The organism is Desulfovibrio inopinatus DSM 10711 (assembly GCF_000429305.1).
GTDB lineage: Bacteria > Desulfobacterota > Desulfovibrionia > Desulfovibrionales > Desulfovibrionaceae > Alteridesulfovibrio > Alteridesulfovibrio inopinatus.
In genome coordinates this window covers 69,201-87,996 of record NZ_AUBP01000002.1, presented here as the reverse complement: position 1 = coordinate 87,996, position 18,796 = coordinate 69,201, and the positions used below count along the sequence as shown (strand labels likewise).

General features: G+C 46.8%; 12 protein-coding genes and 1 pseudogene. 3 read left to right on the top strand and 10 right to left on the bottom strand.

Annotation, left to right across the window (positions count from 1 at the left end):
- The first annotated feature begins 159 nt into the window (after nt 1-159).
- Nucleotides 160-1,074 (top strand): transposase, encoded by a 915-nt coding sequence (locus G451_RS32165; protein ID WP_027183068.1) that lies wholly within the window; start codon nt 160-162, stop codon nt 1,072-1,074.
- 235 nt (nt 1,075-1,309) lie between these two features.
- On the opposite strand, the gene G451_RS0102745 is transcribed toward G451_RS32165, so the two are convergent.
- Together G451_RS0102745 and G451_RS27160 are read right to left on the bottom strand one after the other, a co-directional pair.
- The gene (locus G451_RS0102745; RefSeq protein ID WP_027183067.1) at nt 1,310-4,330 is read right to left on the bottom strand and encodes a hybrid sensor histidine kinase/response regulator; all 3,021 of its coding nucleotides are present in this window, start codon (nt 4,328-4,330) and stop codon (nt 1,310-1,312) included.
- A 200-nt stretch (nt 4,331-4,530) separates the two neighbouring features.
- Complete coding sequence (locus G451_RS27160) at nt 4,531-5,649, bottom strand: ABC transporter substrate-binding protein (protein ID WP_051261063.1); 1,119 nt, start codon at nt 5,647-5,649, stop codon at nt 4,531-4,533.
- Between the two features lie 154 nt (nt 5,650-5,803).
- Between G451_RS27160 and G451_RS27155 the strand changes: the two genes are divergently transcribed.
- Together G451_RS27155 and G451_RS27150 are read left to right on the top strand one after the other, a co-directional pair.
- Nucleotides 5,804-6,988, top strand: coding sequence for a glycosyltransferase family 4 protein (locus tag G451_RS27155; protein WP_051261062.1), 1,185 nt, complete (start codon nt 5,804-5,806; stop codon nt 6,986-6,988).
- A gap of 12 nt (nt 6,989-7,000) precedes the next feature.
- Complete coding sequence (locus G451_RS27150; RefSeq protein WP_051261061.1) at nt 7,001-8,014, top strand: MraY family glycosyltransferase; 1,014 nt, start codon at nt 7,001-7,003, stop codon at nt 8,012-8,014.
- 321 nt (nt 8,015-8,335) lie between these two features.
- Here the strand turns inward: G451_RS27150 and G451_RS0102725 are convergent, their stop codons facing one another.
- The 8 genes and pseudogenes from G451_RS0102725 to nqrF all read right to left on the bottom strand — a co-directional run bounded on the left by G451_RS0102725 (nt 8,336) and on the right by nqrF (nt 18,769).
- On the bottom strand, nt 8,336-8,866 hold the full coding sequence (locus tag G451_RS0102725) for an AmiS/UreI family transporter (RefSeq protein ID WP_027183066.1): 531 nt from the start codon (nt 8,864-8,866) through the stop codon (nt 8,336-8,338).
- Between the two features lie 808 nt (nt 8,867-9,674).
- Nucleotides 9,675-10,881: pseudogene (locus G451_RS34920) on the bottom strand (IS5 family transposase); the annotation flags it as partial.
- Nucleotides 10,882-11,293: 412 nt separating this feature from the next.
- Entirely contained in the window at nt 11,294-12,925 is a 1,632-nt protein-coding gene (locus tag G451_RS0102695) for a sigma-54-dependent Fis family transcriptional regulator (protein WP_027183063.1), read from the bottom strand.
- Between the two features lie 499 nt (nt 12,926-13,424).
- Entirely contained in the window at nt 13,425-15,308 is a 1,884-nt protein-coding gene (locus tag G451_RS27140; RefSeq protein WP_051261060.1) for an anaerobic carbon-monoxide dehydrogenase catalytic subunit, read from the bottom strand.
- A 379-nt stretch (nt 15,309-15,687) separates the two neighbouring features.
- Complete coding sequence (locus G451_RS0102685) at nt 15,688-16,143, bottom strand: ferritin family protein (RefSeq protein ID WP_027183062.1); 456 nt, start codon at nt 16,141-16,143, stop codon at nt 15,688-15,690.
- A 36-nt stretch (nt 16,144-16,179) separates the two neighbouring features.
- Nucleotides 16,180-16,368, bottom strand: a complete 189-nt coding sequence (locus G451_RS27135; protein WP_034640502.1) for a hypothetical protein — start codon at nt 16,366-16,368, stop codon at nt 16,180-16,182.
- Between the two features lie 10 nt (nt 16,369-16,378).
- The gene (locus G451_RS0102675; RefSeq protein ID WP_027183061.1) at nt 16,379-17,413 is read right to left on the bottom strand and encodes an FAD:protein FMN transferase; all 1,035 of its coding nucleotides are present in this window, start codon (nt 17,411-17,413) and stop codon (nt 16,379-16,381) included.
- A 129-nt stretch (nt 17,414-17,542) separates the two neighbouring features.
- A complete protein-coding gene (gene nqrF, locus G451_RS0102670; protein WP_027183060.1) occupies nt 17,543-18,769 on the bottom strand; it encodes an NADH:ubiquinone reductase (Na(+)-transporting) subunit F in 1,227 nt (408 codons plus the stop codon).
- Nucleotides 18,770-18,796 lie beyond the last annotated feature (27 nt).

Below are 18,796 nucleotides of genomic sequence, written 5' to 3'. Positions count from 1 at the left end.
GCGGCCAACCGGCCGCACCGCGGAAGTTCTGTCGATACATGGAACCGCGCATGGAATCAAGACGCCAAAGAAGGGGACAGGCGAATTATGTTGACGAAAGCTGTATTATCTGATGAAAGATGAGTGAGACGTTCAACCCGTTGATGTCATGAGGCCCCTATGCCCAGATCTGCCCGACTGTTGCTTGATGATCGCCCCGCTGTTTATCATGTCATGTCCCGAACCGCGCTTGACGGCTTTCCTTTCGGCGACGTGGAAAAAGACGCGTTACTCAACGTTATCAAACGATTCGCTACAATCTATTTTTGCGATATTCTCGGATTTGCTCTGATGGGAAATCATTTCCATCTTCTCGTACGTTTCATGCCCGCTGAAAGCGTATCGGACCACGCGATACAAGACCGCTTTCGAATGTGTTACGGGCTGGATGCGCATCCCAATGAACAACAACTCAATATGTTGCGACGCAAATGGACAAGCCTGTCCGAATTCATGCGTGAAGTGAAACAAACATTCTCGCGATTTTACAATGTCCGTCATACTCGGCGTGGCACTTTATGGGGAGAACGTTTCAAAAGCGTTCTTGTTGAAAATGGCCAAACACTCGTCAATTGTTTGGCTTACATTGATCTCAACCCAGTCAGGGCTGGTCTTGTTCGACGCCCGGAGGATTATCGGTGGTGTTCCATCGGTTATCATCTTCAAACCGACAACTATGATGATTTTCTCAGTCTCGACTTTGGGTTAACAGACTGGGATATTGACGATATCGTTGAACGTCGACGCTTGTATCGAGAATTCCTGTATGAAACGGGAATACTGGAATCTCCCAAAGGCAGATCGCTTCAAGCTGATCTTGCTGAACGTGCTCGTCAGTCCGATTATGAATATACCAGGGCCGATAGATTTCTTTTGCGGAGTCGGTGGTTTACAGACTCTGGTATCATCGGTTCTAAATCCTTTATCCGCAGTATCGCCAAAAAGCTTCGTCTCCCAGGAGCAAAAACGCGATCACCGAAGAATATCTCCGGTCTTGATATGTATTCCCTCAAACGATTGGCTGAGAGTCTTTAGCACAAGGACTCCCGCAACCATTTCCACCTATTCGGTTTGATTCAACATATCTCGTCTTATCGAAAACCGACACGCTCGTGCACCGAAAGCGCGTTTCCGCCGCTGCATACAACGTAAACCACTCATCACTTGGACATGAAAAAGGAGTCAAAGCCTTTCTGGGGTATGTCCATTATCATCTTCATTCAATTTTAACTTAATTCGCCTGTCCCCATATTTTTGATGAGCACCACGGTTAGAATTCATCAAGGTGCTGAAGAAGTATATTGAAAATATTGAGAAATTCGCCAAAGGCAACCGAAACATGAGCGTAATCCCCTGCTTGGAGATGGCATTCAAGATTCCGGGCCGCTTCGGACAGATTGAGTGCTCCCAGATTGAGGCAGGCGCCTTTAATAGCGTGACAAATTTTGAGAGCCTGGTCCCAGTCCTGATCCTTCAACGTGGTGTTGAGTTTTTCGATATCGGAACTGATTTCCGTACGGAAAACGACGAGCAGTTTCGATAACGCTGAATCATCCACGCCGATCAGTCCTTTTGCATAATCAAGATCAAGATCGGGACGTTGGCAAACCGTCATACTTCCTGCAGCCTTATTTTTCACCACAGGGGCATCGTCATCAATGTCAAGTTTCAGATACTGTAGCAGAATCTCTTCTATTCGTTGCGGTTCAAACGGTTTGGTCAAGTGTGCGTTCATGCCCGCTGCAAAACTCGCATGAATGTGCTCTTCCATCGCATTTGCCGTAAGAGCCACAATGGGCAAGTTCGCGAATTCTTCGTGTGCACGAATAGTTATTGTTGCTTCAAGACCGTCCATATCCGGCATCTGAACATCCATAAACACGAGATCGAACGCTTCAGACAGTACTGCATCCACGGCTTGACGGCCATTTTGAACCATGACCGGTGCAATACCGCGTTGTTGTAAAATTTCCTTGATAAGCATCCGGTTGAAGGCGTTATCTTCGGCAACAAGAACCCGTGCGTGTGGAAAAACGGACTTCGGTTTTTTGGGAGCATTCGCCGAGCACACCGCTCGCAAAATGGTGCCTTGCTGTGCATCAAACTGCTCATTGAGTGCCTGTATCAAGCTGGTTCGGGTAAAAGGTGTATTCACGACAGTACGCAAATCTAACTCACATGCTTTAAAAAGTATTGTTTCACGATCATCAACCGGCATCAAAGGAAGGACCGGCAAAGAATCGTGTGCCTGCACGAACGCAACAAGTCCTTCACTTCCGAAGCTCCCGCAATCAAATATTACCAGAGAAAAGTTTCGATCCTCAAGAATTCTTTGAACCGATTGCATATCCTCAGCTTCAACGGTTCCAATGCCCATGCCTTCGAGAACTTCACCTATGGCTGAACGTATTGCTGCAGACGGAATAGCCAAAAGAACCGGAGCAGCAATCAACGCCGGGTCACATTGTGGGAACGGCTCCGCATTGTTCACTTTTTGAAAACGCACCTGAAAGTGAAAATGGCTGCCAACTCCAGGCTTGCTTTCAAGCCATAATTTCCCACCCATAATTTCAATGATGCTCTTGCAAATAGACAACCCGAGTCCACTTCCCCCATAAAGTCGGGTTGTATTGGAATCTGCCTGTGTGAATGGAGCAAAAAGCTTCTCTTGCAACTCTGGAGCAATGCCAATACCCGTATCATGGACGGAAAACCGCAATTCAACGTCATCTTGACGTTCGTCCTCAAGAGCAATTTCGACAATAATTGCACCGGATGGCGTAAATTTGACCGCATTACCTGCAAGATTGATCAGAATCTGGCCAAGACGCACAGGGTCGGTTTCCATAAATCTCGGTACGCCGTCTCTTGTATGGATAACGAGATCCAGGCCTTTTTGGGCTGCCGGAATGCTCAGCACATCAATAAGGTTTGTCAAAACATCATCAAGCTCGACTTCAACGGGGTGCAGAGACAATTTCCCAGCTTCGATTTTGGAATAATCGAGGATATCATTGACGATATTGAGAAGAGACTTTCCTGCTTTATTGATGGAATCGAAATAGTGCTGCTGCCGTGGTGGTGGTCCTGCATCCAGTGCGACTTGACTTAACCCGATGATTGCATTCATCGGAGTTCGGATTTCATGACTCATATTGGCCAGAAACTCACTCTTTGCTTTCGTCGACATTTCCGCCGCCCGGCGTTGCCGCTCGCTTTCTTCGCGTTCCACTTGGGCCGTCACATCAAGAAATGAGCCATCATACCGCGCAATATTTCCCAAAGCATCATAGGCCACACGCATGGATACAGCCGCGTAAAACCGCCTGTCCTCTGCCCCGATTACTGGCATCACGGCAGCAGAAACAACACCATTCTTCGCAAGTAGTTCAAAAAAACCACCTGGCTCGGGCAAAAGATCCCTGAGTTGATGCGGACCTGGCCCGACAAGACTCTCCATGGCCGGGTTGATTCGTTCGATGTCCATGGTCGGGCCGGCTTGAAAAATTCCCTCGGCGGCATTTTCAAAGATATCGCGATATCGTTTTTCAGCGCGGACAAGAGTATCCTGCTTGTTCTGAAGCCGATCAAGCAGACGATTAAAACTCCGGGCCAGGCTCCCGATTTCATTTTCTTCAACAATGATAACTCGTTGCCCACTGTCCTCTTTCGTAATACTTTCCATCGTCCTCCCCATATCGGCCAAAGGACGAATAATCGTTTTAAAAAGAACAAAATTGAGGAAGACAATCAGGCAGACAAACATCGCCGCGAGGAGGCCGACAAAAAGAGTGAAATACTGGCTTCGGGCCAATTCAACATCGGCCAGTGAAAACGAAATCACAAGATGCCCCAAGACATCACCAATGGCCATGACCGGAACTGCATACACCAAACAATGCTGCCCACTGCATCTGTCGTCATATTCAAAAAGATTCGGTAAGGGGTCGATCTTCATTTCTTGAACCCATTGTTGGCAAAGATCCCCATTACCGCTTGTGGACAACAGCTCGTCGTGCATATTGAAAAGACAGACCTGCATGACTCCAGGAACGTGTGCCATTTGGTCCATCAGCATACGTATGGCAGCTCTCCGATCCTCAAAGACCGCATTGGCTAAACGATCTCTACTCCCGGAGACAACAGCCGCTAAGAGTGTTTGGGCTTTTTCACGGGCAGCGTTTAAACGACTTTGTTGAAAAGGAAGGAGGACAGCCGAAAAAATTACAGCCAACATAGCGAAGGTGACAAGTATTGCACCGTTTATCTTCCATCGAAGCGTTTTCGCCATTGACTGTATCCGTAAAGGTCTATTGTGAAATACAGGGGGGTCTACTACATCCCCCCACTCCCATCCTGGTTAAGATCGGTATTATGATCGATTTATACATTTTTATTACCGCTAACTGAAAACGAATGTAAAAGCAAAGACGACGAATACACATTAAAGGCAGCATCATGACCTCTGCATTTTTTTCCGAATATTATTCCTCATGGAAGAACATTTTTAATAAATTCAACCTTTCCATTTTGAAGTGTGGCGATGACAGCCGATTTGACGGGGTCTCCATCAGCATTAAAAGTAATATCGCCAGTAACACCATGAAATCCTGTTGTTTCAGCTAAAGCCTGACGTACGGCGGCCCTCTCCGTTGTCCCCGCCTGCTTGACTGCATGGGCGTATACCATGACAGCATCATAGGTCAGCGGTATCGTTGTTTGTAGTATAGGCCCATGCGTTGCTTCGAACTGTTTAACAAAGCGTTGAGAAACGGGATTCGAGCTATCTTTATGCCAATGCGTCGTATAATACACACCTTCGGCGGCTGGACCAGCCAACGAATAAAGACGCAGCCCAAAAGCGTCTCCTCCCATGATCACTGCGCGTAATGTCATGTGTCGTGCTTGTTTTATGATATAGGCAGAGTCACGGTAATCACCTGGAATATACAGAACATCTGGGTCCAATTCCTTCGTTTTGTTCAGGAGTTCGGCATAATTCGTGACATCAAGAAGAAATTCTCCACGCCACAACACGACACCACCAAGTTCAACAAAGTCCTTCTCAAAAAAATCAGCCAGCCCCAGACTATACTTCCGACTTACATTGACTAAAATTACTGCGGTTTTCGCATGCAATGTTTCACGGGCAAATTTGGCCATAACACTTCCCTGAAACGGATCGGTATAGCATACACGAAAAATATAATTTCCCAGCAGAGTGACATCGGGGTTGGTGGAAATAGGGCTGATCATCGGAATACCAGCCTGTTGCAACACAGGAGCCATCGCCATGGAATGGGAACTCCACGAAGCTCCAATGACAACATCAACCCCGGCGTCAACGGCTTGTTTCGCGGCTTTTACTGATCCGATGGCGGTGCTTTGGTTATCGAACTCCAAGACTTTGACGAGTTTTCCGAGTAATCCTCCGGTCGCGTTGATTTGGTCGGCAGCATACCGGGCAGCTAAAAACAAGTCAGCGTTCGATGAGGATGCATCTCCCGTTTTGGCGGCGATCACCCCCAGCTTAACAGAGTCTTGCGCCAAAACCACGGAATGAGGCCACACGCAGACACAAAAAAGCATGAAGATGCCGACAATACGCATGATGGAGTCTCCTTGTTGCTTTTTATTAATCTGTTACTGTATCAAACACCGTGAATCAACGATGGCATGTACTTAAAACGAGCTTATCAATCTTCATGATGAAAAGCTCGTAGAATTCCGTTTTTTGTGCGCACTTCAACACCGTAGGCATCTTATGCGTCTTCTGCTCGTCAATTATGAATACCCTCCGCTTGGAGGCGGAGCCGGAAATGCCACCCGATTTTTCAGCAAAGAGCTTGTTCAACTCGGTTGCCAGGTCTGTGTTCTCACCAGCGCATTCGGCGATCTTCCTTCACAAGAGCAGACTGATGGATTTGAGGTCATACGCATTCCCACATGGAGAAAACACGCTGATCGCTGCACTCCTGTTGAAATGCTTGCATTTACAACTTCAGCGTTGTGGCGAGTAAAGACCATAACAACGACATTCCGTCCCGATGTCTGTTTGAGCTTTTTTGGCATCCCGTGCGGCCCGGTTGGTCTTGCTCTCAAGTGGCGTTTCCATGTCCCCTACGCCGTCCTCTTACGCGGAGGTGATGTTCCTGGCTTTCAACCTCGGGAATTGGCGTTGTTTCATCGTCTTACCGGCCCCTGTATCCGATTTCTCTGGCACCAAGCCAATGCCGTCATAGCCAATAGTACGGGGCTGCGAGATTTGGCACTCTCCTCTGCTCCTGATGTATCTATCGATATTGTGGAAAATGGGGTGGATGGACAGCTCTTCTCTCCTGTCATCTCGCACAATGAGGATACGAAACCTGAAAACTATAGCCCGGTCAATGTGCTCAGTGTCGGCCGATTAACGCACCAAAAGGGGATGGATATCGCACTGCGCGCTCTGGCCGAATGTGCCAAGACCCTTTCTACGCCATGGCGTTTTACCATTGTCGGCGACGGCCCCAAACGTGCCGAGCTCGAAGCACTCGCCATTCAACTCGGTATTGCCGAAAATATTACCTTTTATGGCTGGGCATCTCGGAACGAACTCCCCGATATCTATCGTCAAGCTGATCTCTTTGTCTTTTCTTCACGCGACGAGGGAATGTCCAATGCAGTTTTGGAAGCGATGGCGTCGGGGTTGCCGGTCATTGCAACGCGTATTGCTGGCAACGAAGAACTCATTGATTCAGAACGAAGTGGATTGCTTGTCGAGAAAGATGATATTCCAGAACTCAGTCACGCCTTAGCGCGGTGCATTGAAAACCGTCAGATGCGGCTACGAATGGGCAAGACTGCCAGGCAACGCACGGAAGAATTATATACGTGGAATGCTGCAGCTAAAAAACTCCTGCATATATGTCAACGCCTTCAGACGTCCAATAACCACAAATTGGACTAACGATCGATAACTATGACTACACTTTTTTTTATTACGTTTTGTATTTCATGCACCGTCACATTGTTCACCCTAGATTATGCGCGAAAACGCCTTATAGACATCCCCGTATTGCGCAGCTCGCATACTATTCCGACGCCGCGCGGGGGTGGACTTGGCATTGTTGTCGCAACGCTTATCAGTACCTTAAGTATGTATATTGCTGGGCAATTAAATGCATCCACCGCGTTTCCAGTGCTCATTGGAGGAACAGCTTTGGCGTGCGTTGGATTTATTGACGATCATCGCCAGCTCTCTGTTATAAGCCGGCTCATTGTTCAATGCAGTGCGGCCAGTATTCTTGTTGCGCTCTCCCTTCCTCCATTCTCTTCTATTCTCATGTTCATTCCGTGTCTGTTCTGCGCGGTCTGGCTCTTCAATCTCTCGAATTTCATGGACGGAATCGATGGGTTGGCCACATGTGAAGCCATAACAGTTTGTCTGGGCATCATTCTTATAGCCGTTGTGCATGGCTCTACCGTGCCGTGTCTGGCCGTTATCACTATAGCGGCATCCGCTGGTTTCCTTATTTTCAATCTTCCGCCCGCCCGAATTTTCATGGGAGATGTCGGCAGCGTTTTTCTTGGAGCAATCTATGCACTCTTTCTTTTCAATCCGCCGAACGGCGTTTCAACAGCATCCGTGCTTATATTGCTCGCAGTATTCATCACCGACAGCACCATTACCCTTGTCGTGCGTATCAAAAACAAGGCTCGCTGGACACAACCACATCGTAGTCACGCCTATCAACACCTCGCTCAACGCACGTCCCATGGGTTTGCAACCACAGCAATCAGCGCCATAAATATCTTCTGGTTAACGCCTCTCGCAGTATTTGCAACCCATATTCCCCACCTCTCCATACCACTGACACTCCTTGCCTACATCCCCATCGTGATATGTGTTCGACAACTCAATGCTGGATACGCAAATGATACCATCCACCAAAACAAAGTTTTGATGAATGAAGGCAGAAATCAGTTGAAATAACGGAGACAGGCGCATGATGAGGCATCGAAGAAATCGATGGATTTCGTTCCGATTTCTCGCAAAAGTGGGCCATATAAGATGAAAATGAACCTGAAGCAAAGAACGCCGCCAGACAAAGCCAACACACCAAAAATGCGTTTCGGAGAGCATAGAACGCTCTGTTTCGAAAAAGAGAAGCTTGCAATGCAGCCGGCTGCCACACCTTTACAACCGGCTTATCGGGAGGGGGGAGGGGGAGTTGGCCAACCCCGATCATGGGGTGTTACATATCGACCCACTGTGCTTCATCAACGCAACACAATGAACCATCCTCTTTGTCTGTTAGAATGGAAGCGTCCCGGAAGCCATGAGCCAAAACGCGGGAATCCACAGACCAATAGGCACCCACAATAACAATGACCAGGCCACGACATGCGGTTTCAACTTGCCGTGAAATGCCAACCACACCTCAAATGTCAAAATGAAATATCCCAAACAAGCCATGGCAAGATAGTTGCTCGGCGCAACCAACTGTTTGCCATCTTCCATCACAGGCCCACCTGTGTAGAAAAGAGCCATGTAAATGAAAGAAATAATAGCAACAGCTAAACTGACATTCCCTACCGATCGTAAATCTTCCAATCCAACCAAGAGTGCATATGCAACGCAACAATACAGAATACCGTGTGCATATAACAAAGCCGATGTGAATGCATCATTGAAGACCGCGGCTTGAATAGTCGCCCCAATGATGACAACGAGACCGACGAGGCCGGATACAGCCCCTGTTCCTTTTGCTTCCCCTTTTCCAATGTTTAAAAGCGCAACAGGAATCCACATTACCGCAATTACTACGAGTAAAGCCGTCGTCATACCATTTCCCTCACATCATGTTGAAATCCTACAATATCCCCCCATCTGTTGCGAGTTATTATGCAAAATGTATGACAAAATTGTGCACCCACCCGAGACGGGTCTTTGCATTGATCAGTCAATCAATAGCTGGGTCAATTTGATTCATCATGTTTATTCTTCAACATAGCAGAGTAATAAACATGGGGCGTAGAGAGTATTTTTCCATACAATTATCTATCGTTATTCAAAATTCCAGTCATGGTCTATTTTGACACATGCAATGAACACAAATTGTCAGAACGACACAATTTTCAATTTCTTTCAAATACACAACTCTATCATAATATAAAATAAATAATTCAGTATGTTGCTCCCAAAAATGACGTAAAAATCTCTCATAAATGATGTTTATCTCGTATCCTGTCGTCTCAAAATGACATCTCGACCAATAGCTGATCGAGATGCTTGATATCGGGATAAAGGAGGAAGACTTTGCTTTCTCTCAAAAGTTCTTCTCGAAGCGTAACCTGTTCCACTCAGAGCTCTTGAACTCCCCAATATCGCCAGAGTACCCTTCGTGTTTATTGACACCTCCCCTCCTCACCTTTAAAATATTTCAATAATATCAAAATGTTCATCACTAAATTGAGAATTTTTGATTCGCCTTTGCAAAGGGAAACCGGTTCTTCACTTCAGGCAATTGCTCTTTGATCCTAATCAGTCGAGCCTGAAAAAACCGTTTTAACGCCTATGCGATGCTTGCCGCCGGTCTTTGGTTTGAGTCTCCTCCGAGGAGCAGAAACGCCAGGAGCGCAAAAAGACTTCCCAGCTTCCGCATCAGCTTTCTGAGATTGAACGCCGCACATGCCATGAACAGATTGATGGTGTCCCCGACCGCGCCCTTGAGGTAGCTCCGCGCCATGCGGTGGTCGTGCTTGAGATGGCCGATCACTGGCTCGATGGCTGCTCGGCGGCGGAAGCGTTGCCGGGCCTTCTGGCGCTGGTGTCGCGAGTCCTCCTTGTTCGGCGGCTTCGGGATGAGGATTTTGTGCATCTCCAACTTGTTTCAGGCCCCGGTACCCACGGTCGCAGATCGCAACGGACGGACATATCTCTGTGATTGTCCAACACTGTTCGGGCACGTCCGGCAAGGTGTGCCCGTCGCAGATGTTTTCATTGAAGCTCAACGCGCCGACGATGATGCCCGTGCTTTTCGTGACCGCAATGGACGCCTTGCGTCCGAACTCGTACTGCTTGTCTTTCCCTTGCAAAGGCAAAAGATATCGAGCTCATGCAGGCTGTAGATTTTGTTTTTGTCAGTCCGTTTTTGCCCTTTGACCCGTTCATACAGATCAAGCTGATTCTGATGGCGTTCCAATGCCTTCTTGGGCAATTTTCGATGAAGCTCACGAATCAGGGCGCCTGCCATTCTCCGCATCTTCTTCGCCTTCTTGCCCATCTTCATCCGGTTCATCCGCAGCTTGGGCAGGACACGCCGATAACTCCTCCGCAACCGGATTCCCTCACGCGCGGCGATCTTGCGGCAGCCCTCAATGATTTTGCTCAGAAGCTTCAGGTCGGTGGGGAAGGTGACATTCTTTTCCTGGACAGTGGTGTCCACCGTGATCTCGCGTTCCTTGGCGTCGTCTCCATGCATCGCCACAGAGACTTCGAAGATCAGACGTACTCCATCCTCACCCACTTGCTTGCGGAAATAGATCAGGTCCGTCGGATCACAGGGCAAACTCGCTCATCCCGCAAAACGCCTGGAAATACGGATTTCGGATCCATGCTTCCACGACTCGTTCGTCGCTCAAGTTTTCCATCTGCTTGAGAAGCATCAGCCCCACCATCAGTCGAGTAGGCTTGGCCGGTCGGCCCTGGTCACTGTAGAGCCCGGCGAACTCCCTTTCGAACCGCTCCCAAGGGATTCTATTGGCCAGTTGAAGAAGCGGATCTTTCGGGTTGAGCTGGTCTAAAAGGTCCGGGTAGAGAAATGTCCCCTGCGGCTGTTTCTTGGGTTTCGCCCTCATGATTCTCCCGCCAAATGCTGCATCGTTTCGACCGGTTTTCTGCGTGGTTTCTGCATTTACTGGTCGAGAATACGACATTGTACGGAGAGGATTGTTAAGAAAATTCAAGACACTGGGAATATTTCAGGTCCGACTAGCGTAGCCTATAAAAAAAGAACACCTTATGGGACAATACAAACTCATGCCAAATTTTGGAAAGGGGAAGATGGGAATTATTACCTTTATGTTAATCCAACATGCGTACAAAAAACAGCATCATAACTCGAGTGCCCATATTTTGTTTCTATAGTCGTGATTTCAGTTCATTTTGCCTAGTCTGTCGATTTTCTGAACTCTCAATGTATTCAAATCAGCATGAAGTTCATTTATTGCAATAAATTTTAAAAAAACAATCAGACTCCTCATACTCATTTCATCCTATCCTTTTTGTTCTTTGTATCTTGAATTTTTTAATTCGTGTAGCAAGGGTTGTTGGCTTTAATCCTAATAAAGCTGCAGCACCATCTTCTCCATATATTTTACCGTTACATCGTTCTAAATCTTTTCCGATGTTGTTAATCTGCAGTCGGATCATTTCGTCTTCAGTCAAAAGAGGTTCTAACATGTCAGATGAGCAAATATGTGAAGGAATTTGAGTGGGCTTGGCTTTCCCGTGAAGAAGTTCGAGCTGCGCTGAGTCTACTGCAGATGAAATGGCAAAGCGTTCCACAATATTTTGGAGTTCTCGGATATTCCCAGGCCAGTCGTACTCAACGAGCTGAGAAATTTGTTCCGGTGTAAACAAAAGAGATGGCCGATTCATGGTCGCTAAAAAATACTTGAGAAAATGATTTGCCAAAGGAGCTATGTCCTCTTTTCTCGTTCGAAGTGGTGGCACAATGATGGGAAAAACATTGAGACGAAAATATAGATCTTCACGAAATCGTCCTTCTTCTACTTCTTTTTGCAAATCCCGATTCGTTGCCGCAATAATTCGAGCGTCCACTTTGCGCACTTTTTCTTCGCCGACTCGTTCGTACTCACCTTCTTGAAGAACTCGAAGTAATTGAGCTTGCAGTCCAAGCGGAATTTCACCTATTTCATCAAGGAAAAGAGTTCCGTGATGAGCTGCCCCAAACTTTCCCTCCCGATTGGTGTGTGCTCCTGTATACGCTCCCTTTACATGGCCAAAAAATTCACTGGCAAAAAGTTCTTTGGGAATTGATGCGCAATTGACTTTAATGAGGGGTTTATTTCTTCGTTCACTTCGTTGGTGCAGTTCTCGTGCAACAAGCTCTTTTCCTGTTCCAGACTCGCCTTGAATAAGGACGTTGGCTTGAGTCGGGGCCACTAAGTCAATCTGTTGAATCATTCTTTCCAGTGCTGCACTGCGGCCTATAAATCCACCATGGGACGCAACTCCTTGCAATTCCTCACGTAAATAATTGTTTTCCGCTGCAAGTTGCGTTGTTAGTTCTTCTATTTTTTCAAAGGCACGGGCATTCACAAGTGCTGTAGCCGCATGATTTGTAATAATATTTAAGACAGCTAAAGCAGGCGGAGTAATTCGAGTTTTAGTGAAAATAGCCAATACACCAAGAATCTTATCGTGAAATTGCATTGGTTGCCCAGCAAATCCATTGATCCCTTCCTTCTTTGCCCAATCCTGATCCGCTATCCATTTTGAATCTTCCGATATTGATTCCACGACAATGGGCTTTCCTGTTGCAGCAATGTGTCCGACTTTTCTAACACCCATAGGAAACCTTTTAAATTTTCCGTCCAAGCGGGACCAGTCTGCAGAACGATCACAAGAAGAGCACCCCGCACTGGCCACTAGATGTAGGCATTTGTCATTGCGTTCACATTCATTAATCATAAGACACGATGAACAAATATCTCCATTGTCTATAAGCCATATCCTCACAAGAGAAATTTCTTCAAATTGGAAAAGTCGTTTTACAATGAGAGGGAAGAGTGTACTCGTCGATCTCTGTTCTCCCATTTCTAAGATAAGTGACTGTATTTCCATAATATTAAAATGGAATGTTTGTTGAGCAGACATGTTATAATGGTTAAATAAAATACTATGCCATTACAATACAAATTGTTCTTAAAAAAATTCAATAAATACTTTCTATTAGTTATTTCGGTCTGGAGGTAGTTTTTTGAAATTATGCTCAAAAACAAAGTTTACGCGCTTCTTGGTAGGAGCTTACGAGATTCCTTGGTTTTCAAAATAAGTCGATCTATGCTGTCTATGAGCAAAGGAAAAATGTATTTTTGAATTGATGCTCGGTAAAGAATCTCATTTTCTGTGTTCTTGAGAGTGGTTTGGTGACTTCTCATCGCTGGTTTCAAAGAGAACTATCGAAATCCATGGCACAGACACTTAAAAATAAGCAATGTGCTGTATTAGCAAAACAGAAAACGTAGAAACAGACTGTATTTGCAGCAAATCTGCTTTCACGTTTTTTCAGTCTTGGGAGATGCGCCACTCAGACCTTTTAGGGGTAAAGGTCTGAGTGACGCATAAGGAGGGGAGCCAGTGTCGTTGCGTAGAATTATCTCCAGCAGATATTTGATCTTGCTGTATCGATGTCTGTAACTATTTTTTCAGCGAGTTTTTTTGGTTCAGCTTCAACAATCATACTAGACCCAAATAACTCTTTTGTACCATCACACAGTAATTCTTGAACTTTTTTTGCCCCATATACAGGTACTGATGTGCAATGATACGAATTGATTCCAATCATACGCGAAAAAAGTGCAGAACAAAATTCTTTTTCTTTGGAAAACTCCAGAGTAAGTTCTGCAAGAGGAAGTTTTTTTACCGGGTGCCCGACGTATTTAGCAATTTCTCTAAAAAGTAACATGAGGTGTACGTCGTCGACACAGTGAGAAAAATGCCATACAGGTGGAAATTTGCCATTGAGGTATTTTTGTAGTTCTTCACCACATTTATCTAGTGCGTTTGTGGAGCAATATCCTTTTTCCATTAAAGGAAGGGAGGCGCAGCCGCTGGCAAATACGAGAATATTGTTTGCTAGTAGTATATCGACAATATCAGTGAGTTTCTTCTCGAAATGTTCGCTGAGGTTCAAACACCCAACGAAATTGACGATGCCTTTTATCTTTCCAGTGTTCAGGGCCGAAGCAATTGGTGACATACTCCCAAAACGCTGTTTCAATGATTCCAAGTTGAATCCAAGCATCGCTTCTATAGTATGAGGAAAGTCGGCGCGTTTGACTTCAGAACGCTTTTTGTAGCTTTCGAGAGCCCGAGTAATGATTTTGTCTGCTCGTTTTCGACATGCTTCTATCTCTTCTTGATCACACTGGGAATCAATGCATTCAACACCGGGTAAAGAGTTTGATTTATCCGTAGTGACAACGGCTGTGTTATAGCAGTGAGCAATTTCTATGGTATCAGGAAAAATATTTTGAGTATCTGCTAACCACAAATCTATTGCTCCTGTAGCAATGACAATTTGCGAAAGACTTTCATCGGACAAGGGAATGATACTGTCCAACGATTTTAAAGACGATGGATCGGAAGAGCCGACAGCATAAAGCTGAATCCCTTTCGCTCCCATTTGTTCGGCCATTTTTGTGAAAATTTCCGATCGGGTGGCCTCAATTATTTGTGACGCCATTTCGAAGGTACAACTGTGGATGACAATATTCACGCTCTCCGTTTTGAGCGCACCAAGATTAATATTGGTATCGGTACGCCGAGGGAGATTGAAAAGACAATCCTGGGCAATAGTCCCTCCGCCAACGCTGTTTATAGAAAGCGTGATTCCAAGACGGAAAAAATCATCCATAACTTTGCGCCAATCGTTTTGGTCATCGTTTGTTACTTGGTGCAAAGCTTGAATCATTTCATAGTACTGTCCTGCCGGAAGTACTCCAAGATTATTCCACACCATCTTGCGTTCAGGTGGAGCAAGCGCTTCAAGGGTTTTATTTTCACCCGGAACGTCTCGGTTTATATCTTCAAGAAGAATTTCAGCAAGTTCTTCTGCAAGCTTCTCCACTGTTTTGTTTTTACTGGAAAGATGAAACAGATCGACATAATCCATGACTCTTGTCTTGACTAAATTCGCTTGGTTGGCTTCATTTTCCGTTGTTTTTTTCAAGGCCAATAAAAGTTCTTCCGTGCGATCACCTTGTGTCTTCTGTTCTGTCGCGATGATCTGAACCAGATTTTGAGCAGCAACGAAGTCCATATCGCATGGTTCATTTGAAGAGTAATCGGAACCCTGATCTGTCTTTAATCCTGCGGTTTTTTTCATTTTTAAGCAAACGGAGCAATTTTCAGTTTTTCGTTTCACCGTGTCTCGAAAAAGACAGCGGACAGCTTGAGATACGCTTTGATTTTTCATTGAGATATTTTGTTCGCTCTGATGGCCACATTCGTTGTCGTGCGAATTGCTGTCACACATATTAGTACTCCTGTAGTTAACTGGATATTGGAATAGTGCAATTCGCAATTCTGTTATAAGGTATTGCACTGCACCCTCTATACTTCTTGTGCTAAGGCAATCCTTGTGCCAACAAAATATCTCCATCGTAACATATCAATATTATTGGCTAATTAAAATCAAACAGAATGATAAAACAACTTTCTTCCGTCTTTACAACGAATTTCCGTTGCAATACTAACGGAAATTCGTTGTAGGAACGAAAAGCTTTCTTTACAGAACAACAAAAGGGATTTCCCTCAGTTTTCCTGCCTATCTAATACAACAACGCCCCTCTCCATATGGAGAAGGGCGTTGTATATACACATATCCCATGTATTGGCCCAAGGGGGCCGACACATTACATATCTTCAATCATGAGTGCATCTTTGGCCAGAGCTATCTTTTCTTGTTTTTCCATTTCAAGCATGTTCTGGAAGACTTCGCTGACATTGTCAGGAATTTCGTTCTGCAACATAGCTTCATAGGTTTCCAGGAGGCACTGGTCGAGCTCCATGGCAACCTTGATAACCTGCTGGGCCGTCATATCCGAACCAAGGTTGGCATCGAAAAACGGCGTCAGATCGCACTCTTTGTGCACGTACATGAACCACGTGTCCAAAATGCTTTCGGACACGCTCTCTTCATATTCGTCCATGATGGCGGCCAAGTTGTCGTGATGCCGGCTCATATATTCGAGCAAAATCTTGACCCGCTCCCGTTCAACCTTGTCGGACAATTCTTGATAAAAATTACCCAACTTTTTGTGAAACGCTTTGGTCTGATCAATGACATCTCTGGCGGTCTGGCTTGTCATATCGGTTCCCCCAGTCACCTCTCGCGGTGGCTTCGGTTAATGCGCCTTCTTTTCAGTGCATTTTTTTTCAAAGTCGTACTTGCCGCATTTGCAGCCCGAACCATCCGCGGCCTGGATGGAACCATGGCAGGAACCACGGATGCAGCTGCGTTTAAACATGACTCCGACAGCCAAGCCCGTAAAGGCGATGGCGAAAATAGCGGCCGTCAGCATGAGTGTTTCCATGGTATATCTCTCACTTCAGTGTTTCGTGTTGGGGGAAATCGCCCGTTGCGGTCTCAACGAATCCATCCGCCGTTTTGCTGATGAAAAACGCGGACAATCCTTCTTTTTTCGCAACAGCAATACCTTTTTCCGGTCCAAGTACCATGAGGCCTGTAGCCAAGGCATCGGCACGAGTACAGGTATCATCTGTTACGCTGACCGAAACAAGCGTGTGGGTGATGGGACGTCCCGTGGTCGGATCGATCATGTGGGAATAGCGTTTACCGTCTACTTCAAAGTAATTCCGGTAATCGCCCGATGTCGCCATAGCCTTACCGGTAAGCGTGATAACGGCCTGAATGGCACGTTCCGTAGTCACCGGTTTTTCCACGGCAATTCGCCAGGGTATATTGCCCGGCTTTGTACCTTTGGTCCGAACTTCCCCACCGATTTCCACCATGAACGCGGTAACACCGTGGCTATCGAGCCAATTGCTTACCGCATCCACGCAATACCCTTTGGCAATAGCGGCCAAATCAAGGGTAATGCCTGACTTGAGCTTCTTGAGTGCCGGTGGATCGAGACGCACTTCAACGAGATTCGATCCGACACTATGCAACGCCTCTTCAATCTCGGCATCGGGTGGGATGACATCCGGTCGTTTATCAGGACCAAACCCCCACAAATTGACCAGTGGAGCGACTGTGATATCGAACGCTCCGTCCGTCATCCTATTTACCGCTTGAGCCGTTTGCACGACCTCGGCTAATTCCTTGGAGACGGGAAACCAATCAAGCCCTTGGCGGGCATTGAAACGGGACAATTCGGAATCGGGTTTAAACAGAGACATTACCGCATTGACATCAGCAACGACACGTCCAACGCCTTTCGTCAAGGCATCGTTCGACATACCGTCGGGAAGGCCATAGACGACAACGGAATATGTCGTGCCAATCGCTTGTCCCTGCAGCCGCACGGGCTCGGATTCACCGCTGCAACCGCCAAGAACACACACCAAAGCGATGAGCGTGACGAGAGAGACCAAAGAACCCGATAACCGCTTCATACCCTTTTCCTTATAACTGCGAATCATTGCGAACGATTCAGTCATACGTCACGGAACGCGTCTGCTGGTCGGGGAAGCCATCCTTCCCCGACGCAAGCAGTGTCATGTCGTTTTCAATTCGGTTGAGACTTAGCCACCGAAGTTGTCATACATGATGTTTTCTTTTTCCACGCCCTGAGACATCAGCATGTTTTCCACAGCGGAAGCCATCATCGGTGGCCCACACATATAGAATTCACAATCTTCCGGAGCAGGATGGTCCTTAATGTAGTTTTCGTACAGGACCTGGTGAATGAAGCCGGTGTATCCGGTCCAGTTGTCTTCAGGCATCGGGTCGGACAGCGCGACATGCCATGAGAAGTTCGGGCACTCTTCGGCGAGTTTGTCGAACTCATCAACATAGAACATTTCGCGCAGGCTGCGAGCACCGTACCAGTAGCTGATTTTGCGCGTGGAGCTGAGGCGTTTGAGCTGGTCAAAGATATGCGAGCGCATCGGAGCCATACCAGCACCACCACCGATAAAGATCATTTCTGCATCGGTATCGCGGGCGAAGAATTCACCGTACGGACCGGAAATGGTAACTTTATCGCCGGGCTTAAGGTTGTAGATGAACGAGGACATTTGTCCCGGAGGCGCATCCGGAGCAAACGGAGGCGGCGGACAAACGCGCACGTTGAGCATGATGATGCCCTTTTCTTCGGGGTAGTTGGCCATGGAATAGGCCCGCATGATGGGTTCCTTGACCACCGAAGTGTAGCGCCACAAGTTGAACTTATCCCAGTCGTCTTTGAACCGATCGCCCACTTCGAAATCTTTGTAGTGGACGGTATGCGCCGGAGCTTCGATCTGGATGTAACCACCAGCGCGGAAGTCGACATTTTCGCCTTCAGGCAGCTGCAGCGTAAGTTCTTTGATGAAGGTCGCGCGCGGAATGTTGGATTTAACCGTGCATTCCCATTTTCTGATATCGAAGATTTCTGCCGGAACTTCAATCTTCATGTCTTGTTTAACGTTCACCTGGCAGGCAAGACGAACGCCTTCGCGGGCTTCGCGCTTGCTGACATGCGAGGTTTCTGTGGGCAGAATATCGCCGCCACCTTCGTGAACTTTACATTTGCACTGCCCGCAGGAGCCACCCCCACCGCAAGCGGAAGGAATGTATATTTCTTTTTCGGCCAATGCGCCAAGGAGTTTTGCACCGGGTCTAACCGAAAGGTTTTTTTCCGGATCTCCGTTGATTTCGATGCTCACCTCTCCGCTCGGGACAAGTTTGGCCCGGGCGAGCAGGATGAACACGCACAGCGCAAGGACCACGCCGGTGAACATCACTACGCCGAGTATGATCTCAACCATGGTTCTTCACTTCCCATAGTTTGACGG

Excerpts from the sequence above, each read along its gene's own strand:
- G451_RS27140 (WP_051261060.1), bottom strand. The coding sequence starts at position 15,308 with ATGTGTGACAGCAATTCGCACGACAACGAATGTGGCCATCAGAGCGAA.
- G451_RS27150 (WP_051261061.1), top strand. The coding sequence starts at position 7,001 with ATGACTACACTTTTTTTTATTACGTTTTGTATTTCATGCACCGTCACA.
- G451_RS27160 (WP_051261063.1), bottom strand. The coding sequence starts at position 5,649 with ATGCGTATTGTCGGCATCTTCATGCTTTTTTGTGTCTGCGTGTGGCCT.
- G451_RS32165 (WP_027183068.1), top strand. The coding sequence starts at position 160 with ATGCCCAGATCTGCCCGACTGTTGCTTGATGATCGCCCCGCTGTTTAT.
- G451_RS0102685 (WP_027183062.1), bottom strand. The coding sequence starts at position 16,143 with ATGACAAGCCAGACCGCCAGAGATGTCATTGATCAGACCAAAGCGTTT.
- G451_RS27135 (WP_034640502.1), bottom strand. The coding sequence starts at position 16,368 with ATGGAAACACTCATGCTGACGGCCGCTATTTTCGCCATCGCCTTTACG.
- nqrF (WP_027183060.1), bottom strand. The coding sequence starts at position 18,769 with ATGGTTGAGATCATACTCGGCGTAGTGATGTTCACCGGCGTGGTCCTT.
- G451_RS0102725 (WP_027183066.1), bottom strand. The coding sequence starts at position 8,866 with ATGACGACGGCTTTACTCGTAGTAATTGCGGTAATGTGGATTCCTGTT.
- G451_RS27155 (WP_051261062.1), top strand. The coding sequence starts at position 5,804 with ATGCGTCTTCTGCTCGTCAATTATGAATACCCTCCGCTTGGAGGCGGA.
- G451_RS0102695 (WP_027183063.1), bottom strand. The coding sequence starts at position 12,925 with ATGTCTGCTCAACAAACATTCCATTTTAATATTATGGAAATACAGTCA.
- G451_RS0102675 (WP_027183061.1), bottom strand. The coding sequence starts at position 17,413 with ATGAAGCGGTTATCGGGTTCTTTGGTCTCTCTCGTCACGCTCATCGCT.
- G451_RS0102745 (WP_027183067.1), bottom strand. The coding sequence starts at position 4,330 with ATGGCGAAAACGCTTCGATGGAAGATAAACGGTGCAATACTTGTCACC.